Raw genomic sequence first — 1575 nt, forward strand, 5'->3', positions numbered from 1 at the left:
AATAATCATCGTATAAGGAGGTGATCCAGCCCCAGGTTCCCCTAGGGCTACCTTGTTACGACTTCACCCCAGTCATGAACCACAAAGTGGTGAGCGTCCTCCCGAAGGTTAAACTACCCACTTCTTTTGCAGCCCACTCCCATGGTGTGACGGGCGGTGTGTACAAGGCCCGGGAACGTATTCACCGTGGCATTCTGATCCACGATTACTAGCGATTCCGACTTCATGGAGTCGAGTTGCAGACTCCAATCCGGACTACGACGCACTTTTTGGGATTCGCTCACTTTCGCAAGTTGGCCGCCCTCTGTATGCGCCATTGTAGCACGTGTGTAGCCCTACTCGTAAGGGCCATGATGACTTGACGTCGTCCCCACCTTCCTCCGGTTTATCACCGGCAGTCTCCCTGGAGTTCCCACCCGAAGTGCTGGCAAACAAGGATAAGGGTTGCGCTCGTTGCGGGACTTAACCCAACATTTCACAACACGAGCTGACGACAGCCATGCAGCACCTGTCTTACAGTTCCCGAAGGCACACCTGCGTCTCCGCTGGCTTCTGTAGATGTCAAGAGTAGGTAAGGTTCTTCGCGTTGCATCGAATTAAACCACATGCTCCACCGCTTGTGCGGGCCCCCGTCAATTCATTTGAGTTTTAATCTTGCGACCGTACTCCCCAGGCGGTCTACTTAACGCGTTAGCTCCGAAAGCCACGGCTCAAGGCCACAACCTCCAAGTAGACATCGTTTACGGCGTGGACTACCAGGGTATCTAATCCTGTTTGCTCCCCACGCTTTCGCATCTGAGTGTCAGTATCTGTCCAGGGGGCCGCCTTCGCCACCGGTATTCCTTCAGATCTCTACGCATTTCACCGCTACACCTGAAATTCTACCCCCCTCTACAGTACTCTAGTTTGCCAGTTTCAAATGCAATTCCGAGGTTGAGCCCCGGGCTTTCACATCTGACTTAACAAACCACCTGCATGCGCTTTACGCCCAGTAATTCCGATTAACGCTCGCACCCTCCGTATTACCGCGGCTGCTGGCACGGAGTTAGCCGGTGCTTCTTCTGCAGCTAACGTCAAATGAATATGCTATTAACATACCCACCTTCCTCACTGCTGAAAGTACTTTACAACCCGAAGGCCTTCTTCATACACGCGGCATGGCTGCATCAGGCTTGCGCCCATTGTGCAATATTCCCCACTGCTGCCTCCCGTAGGAGTCTGGACCGTGTCTCAGTTCCAGTGTGGCTGATCATCCTCTCAGACCAGCTAGGGATCGTCGCCTTGGTGAGCCATTACCTCACCAACTAGCTAATCCCACCTGGGCATATCCTGACGCGAGAGGCCCGAAGGTCCCCCTCTTTGAGCCGAAGCTATTATGCGGTATTAGCCATCGTTTCCAATGGTTATCCCCCACATCAGGGCAATTTCCCAGGCATTACTCACCCGTCCGCCGCTCGACGCCGTTAACGTTCCCCGAAGGTTCAGTTAACTCGTTTCCGCTCGACTTGCATGTGTTAGGCCTGCCGCCAGCGTTCAATCTGAGCCATGATCAAACTCTTCAATTTAAGATTTTGT

General features: G+C 53.3%; 1 rRNA gene. It reads right to left on the reverse strand.

The features are described 5' to 3' along the window. Nucleotides 1-13: 13 nt before the first annotated feature. Nucleotides 14-1565, reverse strand: a 16S ribosomal RNA gene (locus tag ACQEXT_RS21135). Between the last annotated feature and the right edge of the window lie 10 nt (nt 1566-1575).

This window comes from Vibrio sp. TRT 29B02, assembly GCF_050113655.1.
Classification (GTDB): Bacteria; Pseudomonadota; Gammaproteobacteria; order Enterobacterales; family Vibrionaceae; genus Vibrio.